19 protein-coding genes are annotated in these 21,807 nt (G+C 55.8%); 7 read left to right on the plus strand and 12 right to left on the minus strand.

What is annotated here, in order from left to right:
• Positions 1-3: 3 nt before the first annotated feature.
• Both QCD60_RS26985 and QCD60_RS26990 read right to left on the minus strand, forming a co-directional pair.
• A complete protein-coding gene (locus QCD60_RS26985; protein WP_279790079.1) occupies positions 4-924 on the minus strand; it encodes a sugar ABC transporter substrate-binding protein in 921 nt (306 codons plus the stop codon).
• A gap of 161 nt (positions 925-1,085) precedes the next feature.
• Positions 1,086-2,027: a sugar phosphate isomerase/epimerase gene (locus QCD60_RS26990; protein WP_279790081.1), complete on the minus strand. Its 942-nt coding sequence runs from the start codon at positions 2,025-2,027 to the stop codon at positions 1,086-1,088.
• Positions 2,028-2,449: 422 nt separating this feature from the next.
• Here QCD60_RS26990 and QCD60_RS26995 point away from each other — a divergent pair, with 422 nt between their 5' ends.
• Positions 2,450-3,493, plus strand: a complete 1,044-nt coding sequence (locus QCD60_RS26995; RefSeq protein WP_279790083.1) for a substrate-binding domain-containing protein — start codon at positions 2,450-2,452, stop codon at positions 3,491-3,493.
• 38 nt (positions 3,494-3,531) lie between these two features.
• On the opposite strand, the gene QCD60_RS27000 is transcribed toward QCD60_RS26995, so the two are convergent.
• From QCD60_RS27000 to QCD60_RS27025, 6 genes are all read right to left on the minus strand, one after another.
• Positions 3,532-4,695 carry a T3SS effector HopA1 family protein gene (locus QCD60_RS27000; protein ID WP_279790085.1) on the minus strand — a complete coding sequence of 388 codons (1,164 nt, stop codon included), beginning with the start codon at positions 4,693-4,695 and terminating at the stop codon, positions 3,532-3,534.
• Between the two features lie 57 nt (positions 4,696-4,752).
• On the minus strand, positions 4,753-5,148 hold the full coding sequence (locus QCD60_RS27005) for a hypothetical protein (RefSeq protein WP_279790087.1): 396 nt from the start codon (positions 5,146-5,148) through the stop codon (positions 4,753-4,755).
• Positions 5,145-6,347, minus strand: a complete 1,203-nt coding sequence (locus tag QCD60_RS27010) for a hypothetical protein (protein WP_279790089.1) — start codon at positions 6,345-6,347, stop codon at positions 5,145-5,147. The genes QCD60_RS27005 and QCD60_RS27010 overlap by 4 nt, the downstream gene beginning before the upstream one ends.
• 2 nt (positions 6,348-6,349) lie before the next feature.
• Complete coding sequence (locus QCD60_RS27015) at positions 6,350-6,610, minus strand: hypothetical protein (protein ID WP_279790091.1); 261 nt, start codon at positions 6,608-6,610, stop codon at positions 6,350-6,352.
• A 227-nt stretch (positions 6,611-6,837) separates the two neighbouring features.
• Complete coding sequence (locus QCD60_RS27020) at positions 6,838-8,223, minus strand: DUF805 domain-containing protein (protein ID WP_279790093.1); 1,386 nt, start codon at positions 8,221-8,223, stop codon at positions 6,838-6,840.
• Between the two features lie 268 nt (positions 8,224-8,491).
• A complete protein-coding gene (locus QCD60_RS27025; protein ID WP_279790095.1) occupies positions 8,492-9,712 on the minus strand; it encodes a multidrug effflux MFS transporter in 1,221 nt (406 codons plus the stop codon).
• A 210-nt stretch (positions 9,713-9,922) separates the two neighbouring features.
• On the opposite strand from QCD60_RS27025, the gene QCD60_RS27030 reads away from it, so the two are divergent.
• Positions 9,923-11,191, plus strand: coding sequence for a class I SAM-dependent methyltransferase (locus QCD60_RS27030; protein ID WP_279790097.1), 1,269 nt, complete (start codon positions 9,923-9,925; stop codon positions 11,189-11,191).
• A gap of 180 nt (positions 11,192-11,371) precedes the next feature.
• Here QCD60_RS27030 and QCD60_RS27035 read toward each other — a convergent pair whose 3' ends face one another.
• Positions 11,372-11,842 (minus strand): Lrp/AsnC family transcriptional regulator, encoded by a 471-nt coding sequence (locus QCD60_RS27035; RefSeq protein WP_279790100.1) that lies wholly within the window; start codon positions 11,840-11,842, stop codon positions 11,372-11,374.
• Between the two features lie 164 nt (positions 11,843-12,006).
• On the opposite strand from QCD60_RS27035, the gene QCD60_RS27040 reads away from it, so the two are divergent.
• Positions 12,007-12,975 carry a hypothetical protein gene (locus QCD60_RS27040; protein WP_279790102.1) on the plus strand — a complete coding sequence of 323 codons (969 nt, stop codon included), beginning with the start codon at positions 12,007-12,009 and terminating at the stop codon, positions 12,973-12,975.
• A gap of 24 nt (positions 12,976-12,999) precedes the next feature.
• Here the strand turns inward: QCD60_RS27040 and QCD60_RS27045 are convergent, their stop codons facing one another.
• Entirely contained in the window at positions 13,000-13,965 is a 966-nt protein-coding gene (locus tag QCD60_RS27045; RefSeq protein ID WP_279790104.1) for an alpha/beta hydrolase, read from the minus strand.
• 4 nt (positions 13,966-13,969) lie between these two features.
• The gene (locus QCD60_RS27050) at positions 13,970-14,353 is read right to left on the minus strand and encodes a GFA family protein (protein WP_279790106.1); all 384 of its coding nucleotides are present in this window, start codon (positions 14,351-14,353) and stop codon (positions 13,970-13,972) included.
• A 338-nt stretch (positions 14,354-14,691) separates the two neighbouring features.
• On the opposite strand from QCD60_RS27050, the gene QCD60_RS27055 reads away from it, so the two are divergent.
• Together QCD60_RS27055 and QCD60_RS27060 are read left to right on the plus strand one after the other, a co-directional pair.
• On the plus strand, positions 14,692-15,495 hold the full coding sequence (locus QCD60_RS27055) for a lipid II flippase Amj family protein (protein WP_110187687.1): 804 nt from the start codon (positions 14,692-14,694) through the stop codon (positions 15,493-15,495).
• A gap of 202 nt (positions 15,496-15,697) precedes the next feature.
• Positions 15,698-16,594, plus strand: coding sequence for a hypothetical protein (locus QCD60_RS27060; RefSeq protein ID WP_279790111.1), 897 nt, complete (start codon positions 15,698-15,700; stop codon positions 16,592-16,594).
• Between the two features lie 79 nt (positions 16,595-16,673).
• Here the strand turns inward: QCD60_RS27060 and QCD60_RS27065 are convergent, their stop codons facing one another.
• A complete protein-coding gene (locus QCD60_RS27065) occupies positions 16,674-18,536 on the minus strand; it encodes a transporter substrate-binding domain-containing protein (protein WP_279790113.1) in 1,863 nt (620 codons plus the stop codon).
• 177 nt (positions 18,537-18,713) lie between these two features.
• Between QCD60_RS27065 and QCD60_RS27070 the strand changes: the two genes are divergently transcribed.
• Together QCD60_RS27070 and QCD60_RS27075 are read left to right on the plus strand one after the other, a co-directional pair.
• On the plus strand, positions 18,714-19,406 hold the full coding sequence (locus QCD60_RS27070; RefSeq protein WP_279790115.1) for a type 1 glutamine amidotransferase: 693 nt from the start codon (positions 18,714-18,716) through the stop codon (positions 19,404-19,406).
• 118 nt (positions 19,407-19,524) lie between these two features.
• Entirely contained in the window at positions 19,525-21,357 is a 1,833-nt protein-coding gene (locus QCD60_RS27075; protein ID WP_279790117.1) for a protein kinase, read from the plus strand.
• The last annotated feature ends 450 nt before the right edge of the window (positions 21,358-21,807 follow it).

A 21,807-nucleotide genomic window follows, 5' to 3' on the forward strand; every position in this document is an offset into this window, starting at 1 on the left:
GTATTACTTAGCCATAAACTGCTTATAGTTTTCCTGAGTGACCAGCTGGAAAGGCACCCAGTTCCACTGCTCCACCTTCTCGCCCCTGATCATCTTTAACGCCGTATCCATGACTGTCTTGCTCTGTCCTTTAGGATCCTGCAGAACCGTCACATCCAGATTACCCTTCTCCATTTCGCTCAGCGCATCCGGCGTGGCATCCACGCCGCCGATAAAATAGGGTTTGGGGTCGATACCTGCCTGCTGCATAGCGATGATGGCGCCGATGGCCATTTCATCGTTATTAGCGGCAACGATGTTGAACGGGGTACCGTTGGTCAGCCAGTTAGTCATCAGGTCGATGCCTTCATTACGGAAGAAGTTGGCCGACTGCTTTTCGGTGATCTTCATGTCCGGATGCTGAGCAACCACATCCTCCACGTCCTTGGTGCGCATCTGCGCAGCATGGGTACCGAGGTCACCCATCATCACCACCACATTGCCCTTGTTCCCTGCCAGTCTGGCCAGCTCCTTCATCTCCAGCGTGCCGGAGTCTTTCTCATCAGAACCTACGTAGGCCACGCCCTCAGGGAGCTTTTTCGTCTCCGGTTCGTGGCCGAGGAAGACCAGCGGAATCTTGGCTTCCACGGCCAGCTTGATCATTTTGGCCGTGGAAACCGCGTCGACCGGATTGACGATCATGGCATCCACATTGGAGGCAATGAAATTCTGCACCTGACTGATCTGGCGACCGATGTCGCCCTGCGCATCTTCAAACTGAAGCTGAGTGTCTGTTTCCTTGGCGACTTGCGTAATATGGTTGCGCACTATCGTCAGATAGTTGTCATCGAAGTAGGACATGGCCACACCAATGGTGGCGGCCTGTGCACTCGATACGACAGCAGAAGACAGGGACAAGGCCAGCAGCAGTTTCTTGGCTTTCATCTGTGAGTTACTCCAATCAGTTTTGTTGTATTTATCTTTACCGAGGTAACAACCGCCACATCCACAGTGAGTGCTCTTAAGGCATCCCGACGACAGGTGCAGACAGGGCGGCAACATTGCACAGGGCACCACGCGAAGACCGGTGATACCCCGTGAACTCATCAGCGGCTGATGCTTTGCTGCAGCGCATTGACTGAGGTTCTGATACCCGCCTCCACGGACATGGTCAGATCTTCCATCTCCAGTGAAACCCAGTCGTTGTAGCCCATCATCCGCACTACGGAGAAAAACTCCTTCCACCACTGCAGGTCCTGACCGCAACCCACAGCGACATAGTTCCAGCTGCGGTTGGCGATATCATCGATAGGTTTGAACTCCAGCAGGCCATTCACATCCACCTTGCCGCGCTCAAGGCGAGCGTCTTTACCGTGTACATGGTGTATGGCATCCCCCAGCGCACGGGCCGAAGCGATAGGGTCTGCACCCATCCACAGCAAATGGCTGGGGTCAAGATTCAGACCGACCATTGGCCCCACTGCGTCACGCAGACGGAACAGGGTTTCCGGGTTCCATACCAGCATGGAGCTGAAGTTTTCCAGCGCGAACTTCTCCACCCCGCACTCCTTTGCCCGGCTGGTCAGCCCATGCCAATAGGGAATGGCTACCTCGTTCCACTGGTAATCCAGACAGTCTTTCAGCGTGGGCGGCCAGCTGATGGTGGAGGTAATCCAGTTGGGAATACGATCTTCTGCACTGGCAGGCGGCAGGCCGCTCATCATCACGATCTTTCTGACCCCGAGCAGTCCGGCCAGCTGGATGGTTTTCTCGGTATCGGCCTTGTGTTTGGCACCCAGTGCACCCGGGTCCAGTGGATTACCGGAGACGTTCAGGGCAGCGATACCCAGGCCGCGAGACTCGATGGCCTGCAGAAACTGGCGACGTTTGGGCTCGCTATCAAGCAGTTCATCGGCGTTGATATGTGGCGCAGATGACCAACCACCCACGGTCATTTCCACCCCTTCGATGCCCAGTTCGCAAACGGTGTCGAGCATCTTTTCAAACGGCAAATTGCCCAGGCTGTCAGTGCAGATAGAGAGTTTCATCAGTTCATTCCCGAAAAGGCTCAGATGGAAAAACAGCAGTTAATTCAAAGGCAGCGGCATGGGTATACCGTCGTTGCGGCAAGGCCAGCCCCGCTGGGAGTCTCCCCGGCAACGGCCGCGTCGAAAGCGGCATAGATTCGGTTCAGCGATCGGGGGCTTTGAGGTTCGTCACACAGCATGCTCGTTTCCTTTTTGTTTTTACCCGCTTATATGAATCTGCGGTGTATGCAAGTATTGGATGACTTACGAATGCAACCGGTTGCAAATCAGCACGCAGTCTTCCCAAGCAATGGGCAAGAGACTAAGGTGTAGCATTTGCAATCGGTTGCATCCGACTTTAAAAATAAAGTCGCACACATGCAACCGGTTGCACACAACTTAGTTCAGAGCACAAAGTGATGTCAACGGACGAAACAAAAAATATGTCGACCGACGAAGACACTAGCCACAAGATCACCGCGATGGACGTGGCCCGCCACGCAGGGGTATCGAAATGGATAGTATCCCGGGCAATGACTCCGGGCGCTTCCATCTCTGCCAGCGCCAAGGAAAAAGTACTCAGGGCCGCGGCAGAACTGGGCTACAAGCCCAATCTGCTGGCCCGCAGCCTGTCTACCCGCAGTAGCACCATTGTGGGTCTGGTGGTGGATGAGATGGCCAGCCTGCACATTCTGCCGGTCATCGATGAGATTACCCGCCAGCTGCAGCGTGAAGGCTACATCGCCATGATGCTCAACATCAGCTCACACAAAAGCTACGAGCGCACCCTGTCGCTGGCAGAGCAGTTTCAGGTCAGTGCCCTGATCTTTATCGGCACCCTGCTCACCGATGAGCTGATAGAACTGGCCAGAGATATCAAGCACATCCCGCTGATCGTGATGTATCGCCACAGCAACGACCCTAATATTCAGGTGGTCAGTACCCATGGCTATCAGGCAGGTCAGGAGATTGCGGGGCTGCTGCTGCAACAGCCGTTACAGCGTATCGGCTATATGGCTGGCCCCAAAAGCGAGTCGACAATGTTGCGGCGTTTTGAGGGCTTTCGTGATCGTCTGAAGGAAGGCGGGCTGGTCGTCAGTGGCTATCTGCAGGCAGAACATTATCAGCGCAAACAGGCGCTGACACTGATGACCCACTATCTGCAAAACACACCTGCTGCACAGCGTATTGAAGCCATCTTCTGTGAAAATGACATTCTGGCAATGGGTGCACTGGAAGCCTTGCACTGTGCAGACATGGGCGGACAGATGGGAGTTATTGGTTTTGATGATATCGATCTGGCCAGCTCACCGCTGTACAACCTGACCAGTTATCGTCAGCCCATGCACGCGCTGATTGCGGAGGTAATGAAGCGACTGAAAGCACCCCGCTCCTCCCAGCCACTTAATTGCCTGATTGCCGGAGAGCTGATAGTGAGAGGCTCACATATCAGACGTGTGGAACCTGACAATACCCCCATGACATAACGCCTGATCAGCCCGTTACAGGCAGATGCGGCAGAAGATCACGGCATCTGATACTTACTGCTTTTCATAAATGCCGGGTTGTCAGGCTCATAGCCTCGCCGCTCGATGGCACTTCTGAGGCGCTGTTCCATTGAGGTATTGCCACGAGTATTGACCGCCTCACTGATAATGGCGGCGCGTGACAGTCCAAGGCTACCGCCAAGCTGCATATCGGCCTTGGTTAACTCGCCGTAAAAGCAGCCTTTGGCCAGTGGCTGCATACCGACAATGGCGTGGTCTGCAAAGGCCTCTTCCGGCAGTAAACGCCTGACCCGCTCAGCCACCTGGCTGGCTTTATGCAGATCGGGGCCCAGATAAATCACCGCAGAGTCCGCACTGCTGCCGAATATACGTGGCGACATCAGTTTGGCCTCCCTGACGTCAGGATCAGTGGCACAGAGTTGTGCCAGCATCTTTCCCAGCGTAACGCAATATTCCGGTTTGACCGCCAGACTGACTCGGGCGCCGGATTCGCCGTACTGTAGCTTGCCATCCGCTGCCTGTTTGAAAAACCGGATATTGCCCGCGAAAGCTTTGCTGCTGTCCGGGCCACGGACTTCGTTGACGTAGTCACGCAGGGACACTCCTTCGCGACCATCCGTCAACTGACTCTGGATCCAGACACGCCCCTGATACGGCTCCTGCAACTGGCACATTTCATCAAGGACATGCTGCTGATCCTGTGGCCTGAACATCATCTGCTGGTTACGTGGCTTGGCGGTTATCTGGTTATAAACGGCCATCACATCCACAGGCTGGGAGTGTCCACGTAACCGCCTGCCTGCATCAGCGGATTCAGCACAATGCAGCATCGACGCCAGTGCTGTCTGACCTGCCGGTGACGACGTTCCAGCCTGACCAGTAGCCCCTGCTTCGGCCACATGACGGTTTAATGCCTGTCGGGCCTTATCTGCAATTGCACTCGCAATACTTCGCCCAGTGGCCGCACTCTCAGCCTTACTGGACTCACCTTTGAACAGCCCTTTCATCCCCTTGAATGCCGATGCCGCTACCTGCAATTCACTATGGCTATCCAGCTTGATGCTGTAACTCTTGCCATCCACCTTGAGTTTGCCGTGCTGCAGCAACTCAGGCACCGTGACCGTCGAATGCCGCAGTTCATCCACCGACTGAAAGTGGCTGGACTTCACAGTATTAACCATGGAGGCCCCCCTGTAGCCCAGCCATGGCAAGCTCTGCTAACCAAGCAACAGCATCCATCACGCCACCACCGCCTGCTTGCTCCACTCCACCAGTTTGATCATCTCCTGGCAGACCTTGTCAGCATTAATATCGTGACGCGGCAGCGTGGTGTAGCAGAAATACAGGCCTGACTTTTCATCCTTGCCGGCACCGGGTCCACTGGCGGTCAGCGGGTTCAGTCCCGCCTGCAGCAGCCGGTTAGTTACCGTCGGCAGGAGCTTCTCAGATACCTGGCTGGTATCGACATTACTGACCAGTAGCACGCGCTCATTGACCGGGTCATATCGCATCAGTACCGGATACTGATCATCTATCAGCAGCTGGTATTCATTACCGATATTGTCCGGATCCAGCTGAATGCCCATTTTTTCAAAAGTCTCTGCAAACAGGCGGTTGATAAAGACGTCGTTCATCGTTGGTGTCTCCCTGCGCCGTCCAGAATCCTGTTCAGATCTTGCAGCTTGCTCATGGTTGTCCCGAGATCCTTGTTGCTCAGAATATCGATAAAGGTTTCCAGTGCTTCCCGCTTGTTGGCGTGACTGATGGCATGGCTATTTCGCAACGCATCGACTTTTTCCAGAATGCTCACAGCAAAGGTGAGATTGTTGCCACTCAGTCTGACCGCCGCATCCACGGCCTGATTCTTCAGTTCTCTGGTCGAAAGGCGGCCCACTGTTTCCAGCTGTGCCGGTGCAGAATGAGCATGTTGCAGTGTTACGCCCGGCATCGTGCGTTGCTCTGAGCGTCGCCGTGCAGCCAGTTCAGCCTCTGACTGCAGCAGCATGGTGTCCCACTTGGACAGGCCCGCACTGTGGCCGTAGTAATCCGCGGACGCCTGTTGCTCTGCGGCAGATTCGGTGCGCTGTGGCTCTGACCTCACCGGCTCTGAACGGAACGGGCTGCTAGGCGCCGACTGGTTAAAACGGCGCTGCGCCTGATAATCCTGATAGGCACGCTTGGTATTGTCACCACTGGAGGTCTCACCGTGGTAATCCAGGCGGCCCTGCTCCACCTGTTCAAACTCCTGCTTGAATTCACTGAATGACTTCGCAGGCAGCTCGTCCGAGCGCGTGCGGCGCAGGGGTTCGTTATGTCCATGATGGCTGTGATGATGGCCATGGGTGGAATGCGCGGGTGAGCTTTGTGGTGAGTTGTGGCGAGATGCCTTGTAGGCAGCAAAGGCCTCATCAGCATTCTCCTGCCGATAGGTGGTCCCTTCTTCCCGCGCCCGTGCATGCTCCGACTGGTTGAAGTCGCCGATATCCAGTTCCGTCTTATGCTGCCGGGGGAACATCGACGGCAGCGGCGCATCGGGCACATGCCGCTGGTTCAGCACATCAGCGATGCGCTCACTTCGGGACGCAGCGCTGCCATCTTTCAAACGGTGGTTGAACATGTCTTTGGCAGCGCCGAAGAACTTCTTACAGGCAGGCTTGCCCCAGGAGTCTTCGCGCCTCACCTGAATCTGATCGTCCGTGTTCACACTGACCCGGTACTGAGTGCCACCGATGGAGAGGCTGCCATGGCGCAGCAGCGCCTTGGTGTCGATATTGCTCTGTCGCAGATGCTCTACTGACTGAAAACTGGGGGTGGGAGCAACCGATCGCACCATGACTATTCCCCCTGCAGCATAGCTGACAAGCGATGAGCGAGATGCCCGCCCTGAGATTTGACCTCCGGCACGCGGGGTGACCCTGCCACGTCAGATAAGGCCTGAAATACGGCCTGCAGCGGCGGATTGTCGTCCGCCGCTGATGCCTTTTTGTTTCTGGCAATCCGTACCTGATACTCCTTCCCTTCCAGCGCCAGCTGACCAGACTTCGCGGGCCTGACCGCCCTGGGTTTGCTGTAGGAAGAACTGAAACTATTGGCCATAACGGTATCCCCACCGTAGTGATCTGCTTGGATAGCCTTCAGTCAGTGGGTCCTACCTGTCATTTGGCTGGAGGTGGCCACCATTCCGAACGGCTTAGCTGTCAATTAAGTAGGGATAAGAAACGGGTCAGTTCCCACTGCCCCCAACAGGGTCAGCAGACAGGAAAGTGATACGAGAAGCAGAGGCAGGGAAATACTCCGCTCCTCATCAGAGGAACGTTCGAAAATCAGCTCAACTGTTTCAGACAGTGTGCCAAATCATCAAGCTGTTCTGTGGAGAAATATCGTGAAGGGCCATACCTATTCGGCAGAGGATCTGGCTTAAAGAAAAGAACACCGAACATAACCCAGGGAAACCATTTGAACGCGATAAGAAAGAACAGGAGCGTCGGCCACCCTTTATTAGCATCACGTAATCTGCGCATGCACATAAATACACCTGATAACGCAGGCAGCAGAATCAGGGTCCAGTAAAGAGGCGTTGAGGCATATTTCGACAAGAAAGCCTCAAGCATAAAAAAGGACGTTATATATATGAAAGTGGGAAGGCGACCGACTCTCCGATTAGGTTCCCATATGCACCAGTCAGGGATTGTCGGTTCTTTCTGATATGTGCTCACTAGCATCTGATATGAACCCAGCCAAATATTGATAGCCATGCGCAACGAAAGAGGGTTGGATTCATTATCCATTTCTGCTCTTAAAACAATAAGAGCATCTGTTTTGGCGGGCTGTGATAACGGCCTAACAATATTCATAAACAATGGACGTATTGACCATAGATATTGCCTTGAGTATTTTTCATCCCTCTTATCTGCCATAACGTTATATAGCGTATGAGTATCTCCCTGAGCAAATTCACCCTGCAACGCCTCATGAAAAACCTCTGAAAAGTGCCCCCTTATAGATTCACTAGCCCACTCTTTCACTTGCGTTCTCTCTTTCTTATTGAGCTGATGTGAGTGAAGAAGAATAGAGCACAGTAACAACCAGAAGCCCTCATCTACGGAATAACGCGATACCTCTTTCTCAATAATGGCAAAAGCCTCTTTTGCTGAACGTAAAGTATTAAATCTGCAATCAGACCGATCAGTAAAAGATAGTTCTGATATATCCTCACTGTTTGCTGTTAACACTGCCTCTGAAATAACGGACCAATGATCATTTTCAGAAAGCTGGCGACGGTCTTGTCCTGGGCACTCAGTGCTGTTCGCTGGTAAAACCTCCGCTAATACACTCGGCACTGACGCATTCACATCAGCATGTATTACGTCATATTGAGGAACGACCTCAGCTACCGTCTCAGCCTTTTCCGGCAGAATCGTTTCGCTTTCATTAGCGACAGCCGATACTGGCTGAGTTACAGCAGGACTGGATACAGGGGAGGCAGCTTCCAGGACCTCTGTTTCCCGCGCAGTGGGAAATCGAATACCCGCAGAAATCGCACGACGTGCCTGTCGCAGCGCTTCCTCATAAGCGGCGAGCAGGGTCTTGTAACCCTCATAGTCTGTCACTGAACTGGTATGGGACAGCTGGGCCTGATAGGCGCTGCGGATGGCGGCAGTATCCAGACTGGGGGCAATGCCCAGTACCTGCCAACATGATGAGCTCATTCCTTTTTCCTCAGGTAAGAATGCTGGCCAGCATATTCAGACGTTGCAGACTGGCGCAGCCGAAAGCGCGGTCAGGGTCAGCCAATCACAAGAGGAATCAGAAGCAGAGATGAAGCGCATCAGCCTGAGTATGGAATAAACAGGCATGACTGAATCGAGAGCGTTCTTCCCTGAAGTTGATCCGACGTCATCCTGAAATCGGTAACATTGTGTAAATAGCGCCGCGCATCATAGCCGATCAGCAGGCGCCAGCAAACCATCGCGTTCTTCAGACTGCTCCTGCCCGGCTGCTACGTGCAGCCAGTACCAGCAGCAGCGCCAGTAACCCGGAGGCCAGATAAGCAATGGGAATATGAGTGACCGAGTGGTCATACATACGGCCGATGGGTATCGCCACCAGCACCGCAGTCCAGCTGGAAATGGACGACATCAGCGACGAGCCGATACCCGCCACGCGGCCAAGGTACTGCATGCCCATGGCATTGATATTGCCAAACAGCATGCCGTGGCAGAAGAACAGCAGGAAGCAGCAGCTCATGAACATCCATAACGGAGGGATGCCCTGGTAATACCAGGTCAGCAACAGGAACGCAGAACCCACCACCAGAATGCCGCTCAGCGCGCACAGCGTGAGGCGCTGCATGCCTAAGCGCATCACCAGACGACCATTCACCATCGACGCCAAACCAGCGCCCAGTGCCAGAATGGCGAAATACAGCGGGAATCGGGCACCGGCCTGATAGAGATCCTGAAACATGGACTGGGTGGTCGAAACATACGACAGCAAGGTGCCGAAAATCAGCCCGGCCGTCAGGGTGTAGGCCATCACTTTTGGATGACTGATAATCAGCCGCGCCGACTGATAGAGATTGCGCAGGGAAATGGGAATACGGTGCTCAGGCAGTAAGGTTTCAGGCTGACGGATGCCCATCCAGGTGACCGCCAGCACCGCTGCCACCAGATAGACCAGAAAGATCGAACGCCACTCACCAAACAGCAGGATGAACTGCCCTACCGCCGGAGCAATCATCGGTGTCAGGATAAACACCATCATGATGAAGGACATGATGCGCGCCATGGCATTGCCCTCGAACTGATCGCGAATCAGCGCCCGCGACGCAATCTTTGGCCCGGATACCCCAATGCCCTGCACAATACGGCCCAGCAGTAACTGCTCGATGCTGGTAGCCGTCAATGCCAGTACCGCTCCCACACAATAGATGCCAATACCGATATAGATCGCTTTCTTGCGCCCGATCGCATCAGAAAGCGGACCGAAGAAAATTTCGCCACAGCCCATACCGAGAATAAACAGCGAGATGATCAGCTGGGTGTCCTTGCTGTCCTCCACCCCCAGTGAATGGCCGATGGCCGGCAGCGCAGGCAACATGGCGTCGATACTCATGGCCGTCAGCGACATCATCACCGCAAACAGGGCAACAAACTCAGGCAGTCGCAACGCGGGTGTAACGGGAGGGCGCTGATTCACGCGAAGCTCCTTGAAGCAGGAGGAGACGGAGGGGGCAACATACTAACCGATTGGTCATGTTTTGCCAGCTATATGAACGGCGTTCTGGCATCCAGCATGCGACGGCTATGAGACCATCGTATTCTTTCGCTCCTTGCAGTCCTGGTGGAGCGTACTAGGCTCTAGACACTCTCACAGCTCTCGCACTCCCCGATTCATGGAGGATTCTTTGTGCCTCATCCCTTAACCTGCATCATTTGCCAGTATCTCGACAGCCCCGTTGAAACTCTGGCCAGTCACAAGCCGCTAATCGATGAGATGTGCGCCATTCTGTGTCATATCACCGGCATAGATCTCAATCCCACGGTGATGTCAGAGCGTAATACAGCAACGGCAAAGGGGAATGCGGTGTCACCCGTCGTTGCCGGCCGTTGTGCCTGGGAAATACTGCGCAGCCAGGTATTTATACGGGGAGTATATGCCGCCATTCGCGAACGGCTGGATAGCCCAGATCGGGCTGCTGACAGCACGCCGCTAAATATTCTCTATGCTGGCACCGGACCGTTTGGGCTGCTGATCGTGCCGCTGCTACCCCTGCTATCGGCAAAAGAGGTACAGATCACCCTTCTGGATATCCATGATCGTTCGTTGATGCTGCTGAACAAGCTGATAGATGAGCTGGATGTCAGAGATCGTATTGCTGCCATCCACTGTACCGATATTCTCAAATGGCCTGCGCCAGTAGCTCACTATGATCTGGTTGTATCGGAAACCATGACGGCCATGCTCAAGGCAGAACCACAGGTGGCGATCTTTGCTCATCTGGTATCGGCCCTGAAGCCCAGCGGCAGCCTGATACCTGAGCAAATTCAGGTCAATGCCAGTCTGCTGGCCGCCGGCACGTCAGATGAGCAATCAGCGATTCCATTAGGCCGCCTGTTCAGCCTTGACAGGCAGACTGCCCTGGCGATCGCTAGCGGTGATGAGCGTTGCTTCTCTGCGCAGCTGGTAATACCTGAACATCCTGCGCATTACACTGATCTGCAATTTACTACTGAGATCGTCGTCTATGGTGACCATCGCCTTACCAGGGGACAATGCTCACTGACCATGCCTTTTACCCGCCATAAAGTCCGACTGGAAATTGGCAGCACGCTGGAGTCTCGCTACGTATTGAATGACAGACCTGACTTCGAAATTCGCTATGAGGTCACCAATGCCGTGAACTATGACACCCCTGCAGACAGCTCAGATTCCAGCATGTTCGGCATCCCCCATGCAAAACGGCTGTGGCAAAAGGTTCAGCTACTGAAGCTGAACAGGCTTGACCCCAACCTAGTGCAGAGCGAACAGGATCTTGATCTGCAATGCTATCGGGCACTGGGTCTGCAGTATCCGGATGATCTGGCTGAGCTTTTTTCCAAAGATAGCCTCAGCGAATTTGAAAGCTGGGTAATGACAAGAAATCAGAGCCTCACTAATCACAGTGCTGTCTCCTGATAGCAATATGCTCACAATACGTGAGCCAGATAAGACAAAAAGTGCTGAGCTACGGAGTTCAGTCACCTGTTGAATGAGCACTCCGACGTGCTTTCAGCACTGAATGATCACCGTGCAGCAAGTCGCTTAGATATTCCAGAACAGGTGTTTTCTCTCGCAACAACCACCTGTTCTGGCTGTTTATTGTTCAGACTTCACCTCAATCGCCGTTTCGAATTTGTCGCGCTTCATGGAAATCAGAGTCCGGAACTTTTTCATGTTGTCGTCCGCATGCAGCACCCGGTCACAGAAGGCCTCATAGGCATCCATGTCAGGCACCATCACGATCAGCACGAAGTCCACTTCGCCGGTCACCCGATAGCACTGCTTCACTTCAGGCGCCGCCACGGCCCGGTTCAGAAAGCGCTGATATAACGCCTTGTTGTCGCGCTCCATGATGACTTCCACCACCATATGCAAACAGGGCCCGAACTTTTCCGGTACCAGCAGTGCGACCTTCTTGTCGATGTAACCTTCATCGGTCAGACGCTTGATCCGTTTCAGGCAGGCCGGTGGCGACAAACCAACCTGCTCTGCCAGCTGCAGATTGGTGCAGCTGCAATCCTGTTGCAGGGTACTCAGAATGGCACGGTCAATACGATCAAGCTCCATCACACTCACCTAATAAAATTTCTTTTAATTTAAATAAAACAAATTAAATAAAAAGAACCGATAACTTATCTGGAAATAATTTTTACTCGCCACGCTACACTGCCTGCAACGCCAACACCTGCCAATAGCTGTTCATTGGCACCCCACTCATTGAGGCCTTTGTTATGTCGATGTTGCTGCGCTGTCGGAAGGAAGCGACCGCCCTGCTGGGAGAATCGCTCAGGGTGTACTGGGCCCTGCTGAAAGTCATGGTGCCCGCCTTACTGGCGGTCAAACTGCTGGATATGCTGGGTGGCACCGAGCTGCTAGGGAAACTGCTATCGCCCCTGATGCAGCTGATGGGCCTGCCCGATAGCCTGGGTATCGTCTGGGCCACGGTGCTGCTGACCAACATCTACACGGCGATGATGGTTTTTCTGGATATTGCCGCTCATGAGACGCTGACCGGTGCCCAGATCACCATCATGGGTACGCTGCTGCTACTGGCACACTCGCTGCCGGTTGAAGGCGCCGTCGCCAAAGCTGCCGGTGTTTCGTGGCGCCTCACCCTGACTCTGCGCATCGGCGGCGCGCTGGTACTGGGCATGCTTCTGCACTGGTTCTACGCCGCCACGGGCTGGCTGCAGACACCGGGACAGGTACTGTGGAGCCCGGCGGCCTCAGCCGACACCGGGTTGGTGGGATGGCTGATGGATCAGGTAGTCACCCTGCTGACTATTTTCCCCATCATTCTGGCCTTGCTGACCCTGCTCAAGGTGTTGCGCTGGCTGGGCATCGAACGACTGATTCATGCTCTGCTGTTCCCGATACTGCGCATTCTCGGTATCGGCAAGGATGCCGCTAATGTCACCATCATCGGGGTTACCCTCGGACTCAGCTACGGTGCCGGCATCCTGATTCGCGAGGCCCGCTCAGGTCAGCTGCCACCACGGGACATCATGTTGACCCTGTGTTTTCTGGGCCTGTGCCACAGTGTGATTGAAGACACCCTGCTGGTCGTTCTGATGGGAGCGGATTTGTCGGGCATTCTCTGGGCACGGCTGCTGTTTGCCGTCGTGGTCATCGGCATTCTGGCGCGTTTACCGTTTATGCGCAGTAAAGACCATGCGCTTAGGGTGGTAACAAAAAACTAGCTAGCGCTGTTTGCGGCGGCGTTGTCAGGACTTCACCTTCAAGGCTGCCGCCAGCCCAGCACTGAGCCCGGACATAAAGCGCTCCACCGTGCGGGTGTAGTCACCTTCTGTTCCCAGCTGCAGATTGATATCTCGATGAGACAAGTCTTCGCGCAGCAGGCTGCTGCTCACCTGCAGCTGCCGGGCTTTACCGACAAACTGCTCAGCCTCTTCACAGGACGTCTGACGACGGCTGGAACACACCGCCAGAAAAGGCTTAGCCTGCCGGCTAAGATAGAGAATGGGTGAGACCTCACGCCAGTAGCGGGGGTTATCACCAAAGGCATCATCGTAAAGCCGCAGGTGACGGTTCGACATGATGCTTTCTACATCCATCGCAGCACTGTCGAGCAGTACCGTGCCCAGCCAGGGCTTCAGGCCGAGGCTGGCAAAGCGACTGGGGTCTGCACCGATCAGCGCGCTCAGATGCGCTCCGGCCGAGTGCCCCATCAGCACAATCTGCTGGCTGTCACCGCCCCACTGCGCAGCATGCTGTTCGACATAGGCCAGCGCCCGGGCGACATAGTTGGCCTGCTGCAATACCGACGTGTCGGGCAGCATCGGATAGTTGACGGTAACGAAGATCAGCCCGCGTGGTACCCAGCGCTCGATCTTGTTGACAACCACGCTGCGTGAATCCTTGTCCCCTCCCCGCCAGCCGCCACCATGAACCATCACAATCAGGGGTGCCTGATGGGGCTGATGCGGCAGATAGATATCCAGCCGCTCCTGATCGGAACTGCCGTAGGCCACGTTTTCCAGCACCTGCCCCTTGGCGGCACCGCCGTGCGCTTCCTGTTCTTCACTTTGTGCCTGACGCCGGGCCTGCCACAGCTCACGCAACGGCCCGGCATGGCTCCATGGCGACAGCAGCGTGGGTGCCAGTAACAGCATAGCCAGCATGAAACGACTGATGGTGCGACGGTGAGTCCGCGGCTTTACCCCGTTCATGGTGTTATTCCGTCTCATCCAAAAGCGAAGGTAACCAGCAGGCGCGGGTATCCAGATGCAGGTCGGTGATATGTTCCGGCATATAGGGCGTATCAAAGGTGCCCATGGCCATAGCCACCCGGTCCGGCGCACGGTGTGGGTCACTCCATTCCAGACTGGAACCGCAGTCACTGCAGAAGCGGCGTAACGCCGTCGCGGAAGAATGATAGGTCTTCAGTTTGTCCTGCCCGGTCAGATAGATCAGATCTTCCCGGGCAATATTGGCGTAGGTGGCAAATGCCGCACCATGCTGCTTCTGACACATAGTGCAATGGCAGTGAGAGGCCCGGAGAGGCTCACTGCGTATTTCATAGGTGATAGCGCCACAAAGACAGCTGCCCTGATACATAATGCTTGCTCCCGCCAGGGGTGACGTAGATTGCCCTGGTACTGATTAGTCTGGCTCTGATTGTCATACAACGGTGGCCAGCACTGCCTAAGCATAGCCCTGCTCTGCACAACTGCCATTTTCCGGGCGACATAGCAGAACAGTGATCGGTTATCTGTGACTCATCCTGACGGCAGGTTCCCTTACGCTACCCGGTCGTCAGTGATGAATATTGCTTCACGCATGCAGCCAACTGTTTCACTGACTATCTATTCCTGTGACAGCGGCTACACTGTCGCCGACATCAGCCTCACCGGCGCGACGCTGTATGCGCTTGCTACGCCATCCAAAGGTGCTTCATGGACCTCGAACTCGTCTTCCTCTGTGCCCTGACCTTCGTCATCCACCTGATCAGCACGCTGGCATTTGCCGTGCGCATTTCCGGTGTGCGCACCCGCCGCATTGCCATCTCCTTTTCGCTCTTTAACGTGCTGGTACTGGTCTCCCGCATCGCCAACTCCTTTCAGGGGCCGTTTCTGGCCAAACGCATTGAAGAAAACATTCATGCCGGTCTGGGTCAGGACATGCTGGGCGACTTTCGCTGGCTGCTGGCCTCGGCGGCGCTGGCCACGCTGGTGGGCGCAGTGCTGATCCCCACCTTCCAGCGGCTGTTCAGCTCAGCGGTAGTGCATTTTCAGAACCACCGCTCAGTACCCAGCCTGATCGGCTATGCCATTCGCAACAGCGACTGGGATGGCCTGAAGGAAATGGCCCGCCTGCCCACCCGCGAAATTCTTGTCGGCATGAAGCAGAGCCGCGAAGTGCCGTTGAGAGTGATCGCCATGAATATCGGCGTCTCAGCCCTGTGGACCATCGGCGTGCTGGCGTCCCTCTACGCCGGTTTTATCAACCCTGACGTGCGCATGACCTCCAGTAACCTGTCCGCCATCATCAACGGCGTTGCCACCATCATGATGTACGTTTTTGTTGACCCGCATATGTCACTGATGACCGACGACGTGATGGACAACCGCATGACCGAAGCCCGCTTTCGTCGTGGCATCGCCTGGCTGGTGGCGAGTCGCTTTGTTGGCACGCTATTGGCTCAGGTGCTGCTGGTGCCTGCCACCCTGTTGATTGTATATGTCGCCGAACGCATGTAACGTGGCCACCTTCAGACCCTGTTTATGATCCCGCTGCCAGCACGATATGCAGCGTAACTGGCTGCCGGCACACAACAGATTGTGAACAGGTGACTTGTAATGCCCCAAGGTTGGGGCTCCCACTTCGACAGTGAAGCCTGTGCCCGGGTGACCGGCTTCAGCTGTCGCTGCTGGTCCAGACTGCCAAGATGGATAACCGGACATGCTGACCCCGCTCTTACCCCGTGCCTGCTTTGCTCATCAAAGCAGCGCCAACCGCTGGCCACTGCTCCTGACATTGGGTGTGATCTTGCTGTGGCTCACCGTACTGATACCACTTCGTCAGGCACAGGCAGTGACGCCCCCACCCAGCTCCCCGGTCAAGAAGCTGTTTGTCGCCTCCCATATCGATGACTTCCTGATCGCCATGGAAGACAAGAAGAGCCTGCTGATTCGCATGTCGCGTAATCTGCCCGGCAGCCAGCCGCCGGTCGCGACCGAAGAGGCCACCACCACCGCGATGTTTGCTGACATTTTCGTCAAGGAGCAGATGTCTGCCGTAGCGCAGGACTATCTGGTCCAGCATTACGATCCGGTGGTCGCACAGGGTGCTCTGGCTTTTGCCCGCACGCCCATGGCAGCCAGACTGATATTGCTGGAGGCCGAAGCCAGCCTGCCTGAACACCGCGAAGCCATGCGCGACTACCTCAACACCATGCAGAACCATATCCCCAGCCAGCAGCGTGTGGCCACACTCTATCAGCTGGACAGCCTGACGCATTCTTCGCGCTGGATGGCGAGTATTCTGCAGTTGATCGCCAGCGGTCTGGAAACACAGGTGCAGAGCAAGACCGACTACAAACTGATCGACAAAGACCGGCTGGTTGAGCTGATCAATGGCCTGAAAGAGCAAAGCAAGACCTATCTGGAATCCCGCCCGGGGGTGCAGTTCCTGGCTTATGCCTATCGCGACGTACCTGATGCCACACTGGCCGACTATGCCCAGCAGCTGCAAACCAAAGAAGCGGCCTGGTTTATGAAAGTCACCAAGAAAGCACTGATCGAAGCCATCAAGCCCAGCATCAATCTCTATACCGCACGTTTCGTGGAGCAGCTTTAACAGCCTGTTCAGTGGCTTCACTGACGCCGCTGTGCCCCGGGTGCAGCGGCAACGGCTGCGCCCCTGTTCACGATCTGTACTACTGTGCTGCCGCCAGCGCTTCCACCGCCTTGATATCCGCCACCCCTCTGGCAAAACGCCATTGTGGATCGTTGTACACCGTACCCATCCAGCGGCTGATCAGGGTCTGATATTCCCGTTGCTGGCGATAATGTCCGATAAAATCATTGATGGCCTGCAACAGACTCAGGTTGCCTGCCAGTCTGCCCACCGCCACAGAATAGAACCACAACTCGGGGCTGAGATTTCCCGGCAGCACTTCCATCTTGCCGCGCCATGGGCTGGCATCACCGTAGCAAGCCCAGTGATAGATCGGCAGGTCCACCGCAAAAGCATCGACGACGCCGTTGGCCAGACAGTCATGAATCTGGCTCTGATCGTTATAGGTCAGCAGATTGGCCAGCTGCACCTTGCCACCCGTCACATGACGATTGGCGCCCCAGCGCAGGCCGGCATCCTCCAGCACCTGCATGGCGGCAGGGTCATTGATACAGCCCAGAACCTTGCTTTCCAGATCCTTAAGACCGGCAATGCGCCCGTCTCCCTGACGTTTGGCCAGTACATAGGGCAGGAATACATAAGGCTGGGAAAAGGCCACCTGATCGTAGCCCGGCATCGGTGGCATGGCGCTCCACACCAGATCGACCTCAGCTTCACCACGCTTTGGCCCCGCTTCGAGTAACTGCAGGCAGCGGTCCCACGGGTGCTCGACAAACCGGCATTTCACCCCAAGCCACTGGGCAAAGGCCTGCGCCAGCTCGGCATCAAGCCCCTGCAACGGCGCGCTGGCACTGGGGTGAAACGACACGCCGACAAAAGCCGGTTCAATGGCGATGCGTATTTCGCCACGCTGTCTGATCGCCTGCAGCCGGTCAAACCCTTTGGCAGTATGCAAATGCTCCAGATGCAGAAGACGCTCAATGGCGCCCTCAACACGCTGCTCACCGTGACGACCAGGCTCTTGCAGAGCACCGGACAGGTCGGCCAGCAACTGCTGCCCCCACTGGCTCTTACCAGCGACCTGCTGCTCCGCACCGTGGCTCAAGCCCAGTGTTGCCTCGATAATCCGGTTGTTGCTGTCCACCTCATTGAGCGAGCCGCTGATCTCATCAAGCAGATGGTTGATGCTGTCCAGTGACTGCTTGACCTGCACAGCAAGCTCGCCCAGCTGATGATCGGAACTGTTCAGTATCGCCCCCAGCCGGTCACTAACGATGGCCAGATCCATCTGCTGGTAGGCTTCCTGCGTGCTGGACTGGGTGCGCATGGCCAGATCGCGAATCTCGCTGGCCACCACCGCAAAACCCCGCCCCGATTCTCCTGCATGGGCAGCTTCGATAGCCGCGTTGATAGACAGCAGCTGAACCGTCTTGCCTATGTCTTCAATAGACTTGATCACGGACAGCGCCCCGGATGAACGCTCGTTAATCAGAGCCTGCAAGTCGGCAAACTGGCTGGAGAACAGCCGGTTAGTCTCACCCAGCTCCTGTTCTATTTCAGTGCGCAGCGCCCTGGCGTTGTCACCGCTGTGCTGCAAAAAGCCGCGTGTACGTTCAACAAAGGCATGCTGTTCGGCGGTGCGCGCCTCAATCTCGCCAAGGGTAGACGACAGCACAGTGAGTGCCTGTTGCCCATGACGCTGTAATGCCTGCAGCCGCTGCACCAGCACGGGCATGGCCATGTCACTTTGACTACCAGCACGTTCATCGGACGCAGTGGTGCTCAGCAGCCTGTCGCGCAAGGCTTGCGGCATCTGTTCAGCCCCCAGCAGCAGGGCCTTGTCAATCTCACCGCGGCAGAGTGCGTCCTGCCAGCTGGGTTCTGCATCACTGTTGGTTAGCGACTGATAGCGGGAATTGATCCAGCTCGCCATGAACGTCATGCCTGCCTCCTTTTCCTCACAGTAAAAAATTATTAAGCAAAAAGCAGACCGTCAGCCCAACTGCGACTATGCTTGGCGAAGTGCCCAATGAGCCGAATTCACTGCTATGAACGCGTTCACGACCTCGCCGGCGAGGGTCAGCAACATCGTGAACCCATCCCTACGGAGAGCTAACTGATGCGTGTCCTGGTTTTGCAACATGTTGCCTTTGAAGGCATCGGTGCCATGGAAAACTGGTTTGAACAGCACGACGCCAGCATCGACTATGTGCGCTTTTTTGAAGCGGATGCGACATTGCCCCCGGCACAGGATTTCGACCTGATCATCGCCATGGGCGGTCCCATGAGCGTCAACGATGAACAAGGCTATCCCTGGCTGGTTGCAGAAAAACGCTTTCTGCGTGAAGCCATCCAGCAAGGGGAAACCGCGGTGTTAGGGGTCTGTCTGGGGGCGCAGCTGATTGCCAGTGCACTGGGGGCCAGGGTGTATGCCAACCCTGTGGCAGAAATTGGCTGGTATCCCATTCATCAGCAGGGAACCGACGAAGACTGCTTTATCTTCCCTCCCCAAATTGAGGTACTGCACTGGCATGGGGAAACATTCGACCTGCCGGAAGGCGCCCGGTTGCTGGCTTCCAGCGCCGCCTGTGCCCATCAGGCGTTCCAGCTGGGCGACCGCGTCATCGGCCTGCAATGCCACCCGGAAATGACGGCCAGCATTATTGCCGACCTGCTGGATGAATGCGGCAATGAACTGGTTCCCGGCGAATGGGTACAGGATGCCGCCACCCTGTCGGGCGTCAGTGAAGCACGCTATATCAAGGCACATCAGCTGATGCAGGCTATTCTGGAATATCTGCTGATGGAGTGAGGCAACAGCGGTGGACGGAGGTGTCAGAAAGCGCCGACAATGGCGGCTATCGCCACAGGTTCTGGATCCTGCACGCAGCAGATCGTGAACACGTTCCAACAATAATAAGGCCCGCCCCATGCCCACCCAGCCCATCCTGCAGCAGTTCTATATCAACGAGGAGCAGTCGCTTTACCTGATGAGCCATCAGGATGCCCAGAAAATCAAAGACTGGGTCAGGTTGTGTATGGAACAGCTGGAGCAGCTGGGCTTCAGCGACATCGAATTTATCGGCAAAGGTGCCTATGGCTTCGTCTTTGGTGGCCGCTCCGGTGGCGGCACCGACTATGTGTTCAAATTCTCACGTATCAATCTGCCGCAGCATGTGCAGGACCGGCTGGAAGAAGAAGCCTGGATGCAGAGTCAGGTCAGCCACCGCTTCATTCCTGCCGTCAGTGAATACAGCAAGATTCGCAAGCAGTCAGTACTGATCATGGAGCGCGCTCAGGGCGAAGATCTGGAACAGTATCTGCTCAAGGCCGGACGTCTGAGCCCGCGTCTGGTGGTCAGGATTGCCGCGCAGCTGGCCGAAGTGCTGAAGGCGCTGCGCCAGTTCAAACGTGCTGGCGAAAGTGCGCCGGTGGTACACGGTGATATCAAGCCATCCAATATCGTCTTTGACCCGGTCAGCGAGGAAATCCGCCTGATTGACTGGGGCTCCAGTGTCTTTGCCCAGCTGGATGAAAGCGGCCAGCCCGTGGGAGGTGGTGCCTTTGGCATGCTCGGTCAGGATATGCAGCACACCAATGCCAAGCTGGGAGATGTTTACTTTATCGGTGACGAACAGCTGAACGGCGGGCTCAGCTCGCCCCGTTTCGATGAGCAGGGTGTGGCTGGCACCCTCTATGCGCTGGCCTCCGGCCAGTCCTGCCGCTATGGCTTTCGTGCCATTCCGGCCACGGCACTGGGGCTGCCTAAAGAATTTGCGCTGATGCTGCAGGCCATGCTGGCCGGTGAATTTGCCAGTCGGCAGCAGGCCGGGGATTACTTTCTGCGCAATATGCAGTACATGAGTAAGCTGGTGCTGCCCGATCTGCCCAGCGCGCCCCCCAAACCGCTGATTCCAATCTGGAGTTACGATCAGGACCGCGATATCGACACCGTGGTGTACTCCTCACGCAAGAGCTTTCTGCGGGAAGAAAACGCCGATCACTATCTGGCTGCAGTCAACGACGTTGAGCTGGAGAAGTACTACAAGAATTTCATGCACGGCATGGGTGACACCGAGCGCGCCCTGCTGGCCGCCGTCAGTCGTCTGGGGAAATTCCCCATCGTCGGCGGGCTGGCGATTCGCTGGGAAGAGAGCGGCGTGTTTATCGACTCCAGTCTCAACCTTTACAACAAGGCGCTGAAGCACTCCTTCATTATTGCGGTCAATAATATGGTGACCCTCGCCCGTGCTATCCGCAGGGTCGGCGTATTCAAATGCTGTATGTTCAACGCCCGCGTCACCCAGCACGTGGAACGCGCCAGTGAGCAGGATATCTTTCACCCTCTGCCGGGTATGCATATTCCCTATGAGGTGCACACCGCACCACAGGTTGAGGACAAGAGTCGCAATCACTCCTATTTTGAAGACGGCCAGGATCCTGATGAGTTTCTGCAGTTACCGCAGGAAATCATGCGCGAAATCACCTTCCTCAACGACATCCACCACACCGGCCTGCTGATCTTCGAGGCCCTGCCCACCCATCTGAAAATTCACAGTTACTACGTGTTGCTGGATAAGCAGCGGGAACAGGACTTTGCCGGTGCCCTGCAGCGCATTCTGTCCTGTATTCCGCTGATCCGGGGTTTGGGGGTATCCGGCTTTATGAAGATGCCCTACAAGAACACCCGTCAGCTGCAGCATCAGGATGCGCTGGCCGAGAACTTCTATCCACGGGACCCACGCGAACGACTGGCATCGTAACTGCCTCAAGCCATAGGTATCAGGCAGAAGACGCCATTGTCTGAAGGTATTCGGAGGTTGCGGAGTTCGGTGCGGTTCGTACCTCACCAGCACCCTACGCCGTAGTGATCCCGAGGTTAGGTGCCGGTGAACGCAGTGAACCGCACCACGGTGGCAGGCATAACAATCGTCTCGCTGATTGAGAGGGCTTCTGGCGTTGCGGAGTTCGGTGCAGTTCGTACCTCACCAGCACCCGATGCCGCCGTGATCCCGAGGCAGGGTGCCGGTGAACGCAGTGAACCGCACCACGGTGGCAGGCATAACAATCGTCTCACTGATTGAGAGAACCTCTGGCGTTGCGGAGTTCGGTGCGATTCGTCTCTCACCAGCCCCCCTACGCCGCCGTGATCCCGAGGCAGGGTGCCGGTGAACGCAGTGAACCGCACCGCTGCTGGCAGGCAAACACTGGCC

Source organism: Pokkaliibacter sp. MBI-7 (assembly GCF_029846635.1).
Taxonomy (GTDB): domain Bacteria; phylum Pseudomonadota; class Gammaproteobacteria; order Pseudomonadales; family Balneatricaceae; genus Pokkaliibacter.